Raw genomic sequence first — 8,607 nt, forward strand, 5'->3', positions numbered from 1 at the left:
CTTAGTGCACTCCAATCCATAAGCCAATTAGACCTGTAATTAAACCGACTGACCAAAATACAGTTACAACTTTCCATTCATTCCATCCACATAATTCGAAATGGTGATGAATAGGACTCATTTTGAAAATACGTTTTTTAGTTAATTTATATGATGCAACTTGTAACATAACTGATAATGTTTCTACTACAAATACGAAACCAATAAATACAAGTGATAATTCTTGATTTAACATGATTGAAATTGTAGCAAAAATACCACCAAGTGCTAAGCTACCAGTATCACCCATGAATACTTTAGCTGGATTTAAGTTATATGGTAAAAATCCTAATAAAGCAAATACCATGATAATGCAGAAGATACCAATAGCAGGTGCATCTAATACAAAACTCATAATCGCGTACATCGCAAAGCCAATAATTGATAGGCCTGTTGCTAAACCATCAAGTCCATCTGTTAAATTTACTGCGTTTGAAAATCCAACTTGCCAAAAGATGATAAAGATAACATAAGCAAATGAAAGAGGAATACCAGAGTCAGTAAACGGAATATGTAATGTTGTTGAGAAGTTAACTAAGTTAAACACGTTACTTAATACAAAAAATATAACTGCAATTAGAATTTGAGCTAGAAATTTCTGTTTACTTGTTAAACCTTGATTGTTCTTTTTAACTACAATAATGTAATCATCGATAAAACCAATCAAACCAAATCCAAGTGTCACAAATAATAATAAAATGATGGGATTTGAGTGATCCACAAAAATAATGGCAACTACTGAAGTAATAATAATACTAATTAAGAATGTTAAGCCACCCATTGTCGGTGTGCCCGTTTTCTTCATATGGCTTTGTGGTCCTTCTTCACGAATGCTTTGTCCAAATTTCATTCTTTTTAATGTTGGAATAAGTATGGGTACAAGTACAAAAGTTATTAGAAGCGATAACATCGCATATACAAAAATCATAATGATCTCCTTTTCTTTTATCCGTCAATTTACATACATCAATATATGTATTTTTAATCTATAACCTTTAATATTTTATCAGTTTTGGTTCAATTTTTATATGTTAAATCACAACATATTAAGAAAGAGAGCGGGATAAATTTAATCCCAATCTCTTCCTCTCATGTTTAATATCTATGTTGTCTTAATTAGAGCTTGAATCTTTCTTCTTAGATTTATCTTTCTTATCACTAGATTTTTCTAGTGTTTGTTTACTACTTTCATCTGTTGTACCGTCAGTCGACTCAGCTGAAAGTGTCACTTCAATGTTGTCCGATTTTTTAAGGTTTTGGCCTTGTGTTACTGATTGTTTTGAAACAAATCCGCTTCCAGTTGTTTTAACTTTGATGTTAGTTAACTCTTGGAATGCTAAAATATCTTCTTTAGTCCAACCTTTCATATCTGGCATAGTTAAATCTCCATCAGTTACTAACAATACTTTACTATTTGGTAATGCTTTAGTATCTGCGTCTACTGATTGTGATTTAACTTTTTTACCATTACCAATGACAACTGGTTTAAGTGACTTAGCGTTAATACTATCTTTAGCTTTGTCAATCGATTGTCCTTCTACATTAGGTACTTTGCTAAAGTCATTTTTCGAAGCATTGTCTTTAGATTTACCAACGTTTAAATATTTCAGAGTGTTTTCCATTATTGGTTTAAAGGCTTTACTTACACCCATTTCATAAGCTTCCTGGTCATTTTTTTGTGCTAAGCTCATACCTGCATAAACAATAACCTTAGGATTTTTCTTAGGTGCATCACCGATAAAGCTTACAAAGTATGGATTTTCACCTTTAACATAACCGCCGCCTTCTGAATCTGCTACTTGAGCTGTACCAGTTTTACCTTCGATATCATAACCATCTACACGATAGTTTTTAGCATGACTATCTTCACTATTAACTACCTTATCTAATTCTGTTTCAACTTTGCTAGCAGTATCTTTAGTAATTGGCTTACCGGCATAAGATTTTTCACCTTTATAGAAGTTCTTTTTCGAAATAGGATTATCGATACTACTTACAAACCATGGTTTCAACATGTTTCCATTATTGAAAAATGCTGATTGCGCTTGAATCATTTGCACTGGTGTCACTGTCGTTGATTGACCAAATGCAGATGTTTTTTGTTGTAATGCATTTTCCCAAGCAATGTGTCCGGTAGCTTCTCCATCAAACATACCATTAGTAGATTTACCGAATCCAAAACGTTCATACCAAGATTTCATTTTATCTGTACCCACTTCATCTTGTAGGTGCATCATTAATGTATTAGAAGAATATGTGAATCCTAGCGTTTCAGAAATTTTACCCCAACCTGTTTTATTCCAGTCGGAGATACGTGATCCCATAATATCTCTATGTCCAGATTCATATTTTTCATTTGGTTTGAACTTACCTTCTTGGATTGCTGCCGCTAATCCGTATGATTTGAATGTCGAACCAGGTTCATATGTGTTTTGGTATAAGTCATTCGCCCATTTTTTACCAAAATCTTTACCAGTTTCTGGGTTGAATGTAGGTCTTTGACTAAATGCTAAAATTTCACCAGTTTTGGCATCCATAACAACCGCAAAGACATCTTTAGGATTGTAATGTTCTACCATACCGTCTAACGCTTCTTCTACAAATACTTGAATATTTGAATCAATGGTTAAATGAACATCATCACCACGTTTAGGTTGTTTCTCAGATTTGGTATTCGGAGCAATGTATCCCCAAATATCATGAATGTATTTGAGTGATCCTTTAGTACCGTTTAAGTAACTATTGAATATTTTTTCAACACCCATAGCTCCATTTAATTCTCCAGTGTCTGGGTTCTTTTGAGCCATACCTATTAAATGAGATGCAAAGTTACCATTAGGATAAAATCTTTCTGTCTCAGGATATAAGGTAATACCTGGTAAATTTTTCTTTTCTAATTTTTCTTTATCTTGATATGTTAAATTAGTACCTTTTTGCCCAAATTCAACTTGGAAGGCCTTTTTCTGATTTAATCTTTTTTCAATTTCATCTGGCTTCATATCAATAATTTTTGATAATTCTTTGGCTGTTTTCTTTTTATCTACAACATGTCGTGGTTTCTTACTGTTTTCACTTGCCTTTTTGTCGACAACTGCTACAACTTTATACCTCTCAACATCTTCGGCTAAGACTTTACCATTTCTATCATAGATTTTACCGCGTTCTGGTTGCTCTGAGTTATTTACTAAATACTTTTGGTTGGCTTTCATAATTAAATCTTGACCATTCGAGTGTCCAGTGATCATTATGTATGAAAACCTTAAAACCAATATAAAAAAGAGCAGTCCGAATAAACCAACTAGTAGGACTGCCCCTATTTTATTTTTTTTAATTTTAATTTTTCGTTTCGCCATTATTACGCACTACCTTTACATTATCGTTCTCGAGGCTCATCCCTTGCTTCTTAGCCTTGTCGTAAATGCGTTCGTATGAAGAATTTTTCTTAATTTCAGATTTTAAGGCGCTGTTTTCGCTAGATTGTTGTTCGATTTTATGATCTAAATCTGCAATTTTTCCTCGCGTATCATACGCATCCATTTTTAAAGATAGCATATAAATACTAATCATAGCAATAACAGAGACTAGTGTTATGTATAAAATCTTCTCAAATTTCGTAAGTTGAACGACAACTTTACGTTTAACGGTTTGCTTTTGTGGAGAGGTTTGCGGTTGTCTTTTTGGAACACTGGTTTGTGTTGCATTATCATATGGTTGATAAACTTTTTCTACAGCCATGTTGAATTACTCCTTATTTTAATATTTCTGCAATACGTAGTTTCGCACTTCGTGCTCGGTTATTGTCGTCTAAATCTTCATCTGTTGCTGTAATAGGTTTTCGATTAACGCGTTTTAATTTCGGAGTATATGCTTCTGGAATCACTGGTAACCCTCTAGGCACATCAGGTCCTTTTTCATACTCTTGAAACATCTGCTTACACAATCTATCCTCTAATGAATGGAATGTAATCACAGATATGCGTCCGTTAACTTTCACTAATTCAATTGCTTGTTCAATCGAATCTTCAAATGCAGACAATTCGTCATTAACTGCAATTCGAATTGCTTGGAACACTCTTTTAGCAGGGTGCCCGCCTTTTCTTCGTGCTTTAGCAGGAATACCTTCTTTGATAACTTCTACTAATTCTAATGTTGTTTCTATAGGTTGCTTTTCTCTATTCGCTTCAATTCTTCTTGCGATTTGTTTAGAAAACTTTTCTTCACCATAACGGTAGAAAATTTTCACCAATGCTTCATATGGCCATTCATTTACCACTTCATACGCGGACAATGATTGTGTCTGATCCATACGCATATCTAATTTCGCATCGTGATGATAACTAAAACCTCTTTCTGGTACATCTAATTGAGGGCTTGAAACACCCAAGTCATAGTAAATACCATCAACTTTTTCAATGTTTAATTCATTTAATATTTGTGTTAATTCTCTAAAATTACTGTGTATAAAAGTGACTTTATGTAAGTGTTCTTTTAGAACATCTTTAGCATTTTCTATTGCGGTTAAATCTTGATCAATTGCAATAAGTCTACCTTCATCACTTAATTGATTTAGTAAATATAGGGCATGTCCTGCTCCACCTAACGTACAGTCAACATACACACCATCTTCCTTTATATTTAGATAATCAATGGTTTCGTTTAACATTACGCTTATATGATGAAACACTGTCATACCTCCAATTTAAAAATCAAAATCTATTAAATCTTCAGCAATATCTTCGAAACTATCTTCTGATTCTTCGTAGAAATCATTCCAAGTTTCTCTGTCCCAAATCTCTATACGATTTGAAACGCCTATTACTGTACATTCCTTATTTAAGTTGGCGTACTTCCTCAAATTCTGTGGAATATTAATACGCCCTTGTTTATCTAACTCTACTTCAACAGCACCAGAGAAGAACATACGCATAAATTTACGAGCGTCTTTTTTTGTCATAGGTAAGGTTTTCATCTTCTCTTCAATCTGTTGCCATTCTTCTAAAGTATAGCCGAATAAACATTTATCAAGGCCTCGGGTGATAATAAAACGTTCATTTAAGTCATAACGAAACTTGGACGGTATAATCATACGTCCTTTTGTATCTAATTGATGATCGTATTCTCCCATGAACATTTTTTCTCACCTCACCTTATCTATAATTTACCACATCTCCCCACTATCCTCCACTAATTATGTAAAAATAGTTCAAAATATTTGATTTTATAAAAAAATACCCGCCTTATCATTTAGATAAAGCGGGCTTAATCCCTGTTATATCAGTCTTTTATTATAATATGATCAAAAGTGTAAGAAAGTGGTGGATAGGTGGAGGGGTTGAACACATCTTTCCCAAAATCATTCATAATTTGAAGTGGATTCCATATTCTTTCTTGTAATCCTCCCATTGCATGGAGATGGTTGTTAATTTCTCTAAATTGTCTCATGCTAATATCATTCTCACGTTCAATATTTAATAGGTAACGTTTTTTCAAATAATCATATTGTCTTTGATGAATCTCATTATTTTTAGTTACTAAATTTTCATTATTCGCGTTCCCTTTCACTTCATTAAATAAGGATTGATATAACTTTTCCTGTTGATGTTTCATCTGTTCTATTTCATTTAAGAAGTTCTCAGAGGCTTGCTCGCGTATAAATTTCTGTTTATCTTCTTCAATTCCATTTGCAATGACATGCTCCAATTGAAGATGATATTGATTCAATAGTTTCTGCGTTCGATGATATAAATACGTGATTCGTAGTCTAGGCAATACAATCGGCATCTCTATATTTAAGAGTTGGAATACATCATGTAGTTCTGCCCAATATTTAATTTCACTAGGGCCACCAATAAACGCCACTGTATTAAATAACCACTCTTCCATTATTGGTCGAGTAACTACATTATTTGAAAATCTTTCAGGCTCATGCTCTAAAATATCCAACAATTGTTGTTGATTATATGTTCGTGTCGACTTACTTAACTGAAATACACCATCTTGATACGTTAATAATTGGCGCATACCATCTTCATGTAAAAACAAATGAACATTGGTATCGGTTTGTATCATTTGTGAAAAACCATTTTCTAAAGTTTGATGTTGATTATTTCTAAATGCATCATCAATGTCTTGATGTTTTAATATCATTTCTTTTAAAAGCGGTTTTTCTAATTGTCTTAATGCGTGATTTTGTGCATCAATGAATAGGACGCCATAATCCTTAAATATTTCATGTAATAGCACTTTAAACATATCTGTCCAATTAGAATATTTTTTAATGATATTGATGCACATTTGATATATGTCTTTGCTATGTTCCGTTTCTCTTAACTGTCTAAAATAATCGTTTAATACTTCAATCATTTGCGATTGATCTGGATTAAAACGTGAAACATTACTTTCCGGTGGTGTCATTGTGTGGTATTTAATTTTATGCAATTGTGCTTCTTGTGAGTTAAATGCATAAGTGTGATTCACTTCATCAAAATCATGATCTTCTCCTGCAATCCAGAAAACTGGCACTACCGTTTGTTGATATTCTTTCGTCAATTGTTGACTCAAAGTGATGAGTGAAAATATTTTATGGATTGTATATAAAGGCCCACCAAATAAACCAGCTTGTTGTCCCCCAATGACAACTTTAGCACCATTAGCTAATGATGTAATATGTGCTTCTTGTTGATCTGTCATTGTTAAATCTTTCATATAAGATTGAATCACTTTAGCAAGCTTCTTTTCTCTACCATTTGGAGATGCATTCATTTTTATTTTGTAACTCTCTTTTGACATCGCATCAAATTGGTAAAATTGCATGAGCTTATCATCACTATTTATTATTTTGGAAATAAACTGATCATCATTGTTTAATTTTACTATTTTACAGTCCATTGTTTTTCTCCTTAAGTATCACTATTCCTAATATAGTATAAAGACTATACTCACTTCTGACAATTTTACGGCTTATAAAATGTTTGAATAACTTAATTTTCATTAAATAGCAATGTATGATATTTAATATTTCATTTTTGGTATAAAGTATAAATCAATGAAAAGAACATATAGTTTAAGGTATAATATAAGAAAGATATAAAGGGGGACAAGATGATGAGTGACGTAAAAAGATTAGAAATTAACTACAAAACTGATGAGTTATTTGAAGACTTCAGAGAATTTGGTAATAAAGATCTTTATATGGTTGAAGAATTTAATGGACAAATGATTGACGCAAGTTCTGACTCGCCATTTTATGGCATATTTGTTGGTGACAAATTAGCTGCACGAATGGCTTTATTGAATAAAGGAGAAGTAGAAGAATCTTACTTCCCAGATTGTGATGATTATTTATTATTATGGAAATTAGAAGTATTAGAAAAATATCAAAACAGAGGTTATTCTAAACAATTAATCGATTTTGCGAAATCATTTAATCTTCCTATTAAAGCCATTGCAAGAAATAACTCAAAATCATATTTTGAAAATCAAGGCTTCACAGATGTTAATGCTAAGAATCCTGAAGGCCACGATGTTTTAATATGGCAACCATAAAGAAATAAATATACATTAGACTATTTATATTAAACTTAAGACACGAAGATGATTTTATATTGAATCAACTTCGTGTCTTTTTAATCAAACTTATTTCCAGCTATTTACTTATATCTATTCAACAATATCAATTAACTCTTTAAGTGATTTAATTTCATAATCAGGTTGAATCGATGTTTGATTTTCTTTACCTCTTAAGTTAAACCAACACGTTGCTATTTGTGCATTATAGCCACCTAAAATATCAGATGTTAATGAATCACCTACTATTATTGCGCTTTCTCTATGTTGTTCACCAATTTCTTTAAATATGTAATCAAAGAATTCTGGCATTGGTTTTTGATAACCTGTTTGTTCTGAAATATATATACCATTTAATGTTTCGTTAAATGTTGTTTGGGCTATACGACGTTGTTGCGTTTCTGTCACACCATTCGTTACGATGTATATATTATGATTTTTCCTTAAATCTTCTATCGTTTCTAAAGTATCATCAAAGAATTTTGGTGTTGCTTTAGCTAATTCATCTCTAAATATATGATCAGCAAGTTTACCGTTTACCTCTATTTGATAATCTTTAAAATAATTTACAAATCTTTGTGTTAATACTTCTTCTTTAGTTAACTTATTTTTTTGAAATGCCTCCCAGTGTGATTGGTTCACCTCTCTAAAATGATAAAAATCATCTTTTGTTGGATAGTGATTAAAATGTTTAGCCATATTGTAAAATGCTTTTTCTTCTGCATCATAAAAATCAACTATCGTATCGTCAAAGTCTAATAATATTGTTTGGTATGTCATTGAAATCTCCCTTGTTCCATATATTCTCTATTTACAATAACAAACTTTTCATAACATTGCTTATTAAACAAAAAAAGACCAGAGCGCTTGCCCTGGTCAATGATAGTTAAATTAATTAGAATCCGAATAATTTACTTAATACACCTACACCGTTTTCTACGATGCTTACAATGCTTGTTCCTAATTTTGCGCCGTCATGTCCTTGTGCCGCTTGTACTGTGT

General features: G+C 32.1%; 9 protein-coding genes. 1 reads left to right on the forward strand and 8 read right to left on the reverse strand.

Annotation, left to right across the window (positions count from 1 at the left end; genetic code table 11):
- Position 1: 1 nt before the first annotated feature.
- From mraY to bshC, 6 genes are all read right to left on the reverse strand, one after another.
- A complete protein-coding gene (gene mraY, locus ACZ267_RS04560; RefSeq protein WP_079449107.1) occupies positions 2 to 967 on the reverse strand; it encodes a phospho-N-acetylmuramoyl-pentapeptide-transferase in 966 nt (321 codons plus the stop codon).
- Positions 968 to 1,151: 184 nt separating this feature from the next.
- The gene (locus ACZ267_RS04565; RefSeq protein ID WP_015365102.1) at positions 1,152 to 3,392 is read right to left on the reverse strand and encodes a penicillin-binding protein; all 2,241 of its coding nucleotides are present in this window, start codon (positions 3,390 to 3,392) and stop codon (positions 1,152 to 1,154) included.
- A complete protein-coding gene (ftsL, locus tag ACZ267_RS04570; RefSeq protein WP_002450631.1) occupies positions 3,373 to 3,774 on the reverse strand; it encodes a cell division protein FtsL in 402 nt (133 codons plus the stop codon). The genes ACZ267_RS04565 and ftsL overlap by 20 nt, the downstream gene beginning before the upstream one ends.
- A gap of 13 nt (positions 3,775 to 3,787) precedes the next feature.
- Positions 3,788 to 4,723 carry a 16S rRNA (cytosine(1402)-N(4))-methyltransferase RsmH gene (rsmH, locus tag ACZ267_RS04575; RefSeq protein ID WP_002450632.1) on the reverse strand — a complete coding sequence of 312 codons (936 nt, stop codon included), beginning with the start codon at positions 4,721 to 4,723 and terminating at the stop codon, positions 3,788 to 3,790.
- A 15-nt stretch (positions 4,724 to 4,738) separates the two neighbouring features.
- Positions 4,739 to 5,170 carry a division/cell wall cluster transcriptional repressor MraZ gene (gene mraZ / locus ACZ267_RS04580; protein WP_002450633.1) on the reverse strand — a complete coding sequence of 144 codons (432 nt, stop codon included), beginning with the start codon at positions 5,168 to 5,170 and terminating at the stop codon, positions 4,739 to 4,741.
- A 143-nt stretch (positions 5,171 to 5,313) separates the two neighbouring features.
- Positions 5,314 to 6,927, reverse strand: a complete 1,614-nt coding sequence (gene bshC, locus ACZ267_RS04585) for a bacillithiol biosynthesis cysteine-adding enzyme BshC (protein WP_002465501.1) — start codon at positions 6,925 to 6,927, stop codon at positions 5,314 to 5,316.
- A 216-nt stretch (positions 6,928 to 7,143) separates the two neighbouring features.
- Here bshC and ACZ267_RS04590 point away from each other — a divergent pair, with 216 nt between their 5' ends.
- Positions 7,144 to 7,584, forward strand: coding sequence for an N-acetyltransferase (locus ACZ267_RS04590; RefSeq protein ID WP_015365103.1), 441 nt, complete (start codon positions 7,144 to 7,146; stop codon positions 7,582 to 7,584).
- A 114-nt stretch (positions 7,585 to 7,698) separates the two neighbouring features.
- Here ACZ267_RS04590 and ACZ267_RS04595 read toward each other — a convergent pair whose 3' ends face one another.
- Both ACZ267_RS04595 and ACZ267_RS04600 read right to left on the reverse strand, forming a co-directional pair.
- The gene (locus ACZ267_RS04595) at positions 7,699 to 8,385 is read right to left on the reverse strand and encodes a YjjG family noncanonical pyrimidine nucleotidase (protein WP_002466011.1); all 687 of its coding nucleotides are present in this window, start codon (positions 8,383 to 8,385) and stop codon (positions 7,699 to 7,701) included.
- Positions 8,386 to 8,500: 115 nt separating this feature from the next.
- The coding region (locus ACZ267_RS04600) for a beta-class phenol-soluble modulin (RefSeq protein ID WP_242244555.1) at positions 8,501 to 8,607 on the reverse strand (107 nt) is incomplete at its 5' end.

Source organism: Staphylococcus sp. AC872 (assembly GCF_979255425.1).

Bases quoted from the DNA above. Each gene is read 5' to 3' on its own strand.
- mraZ (WP_002450633.1), bottom strand. From the start codon at position 5,170: ATGTTCATGGGAGAATACGATCATCAATTAGATACAAAAGGACGTATG.
- ACZ267_RS04565 (WP_015365102.1), bottom strand. From the start codon at position 3,392: ATGGCGAAACGAAAAATTAAAATTAAAAAAAATAAAATAGGGGCAGTC.
- bshC (WP_002465501.1), bottom strand. From the start codon at position 6,927: ATGGACTGTAAAATAGTAAAATTAAACAATGATGATCAGTTTATTTCC.
- ACZ267_RS04590 (WP_015365103.1), top strand. From the start codon at position 7,144: ATGAGTGACGTAAAAAGATTAGAAATTAACTACAAAACTGATGAGTTA.
- ACZ267_RS04595 (WP_002466011.1), bottom strand. From the start codon at position 8,385: ATGACATACCAAACAATATTATTAGACTTTGACGATACGATAGTTGAT.
- mraY (WP_079449107.1), bottom strand. From the start codon at position 967: ATGATTTTTGTATATGCGATGTTATCGCTTCTAATAACTTTTGTACTT.
- ftsL (WP_002450631.1), bottom strand. From the start codon at position 3,774: ATGGCTGTAGAAAAAGTTTATCAACCATATGATAATGCAACACAAACC.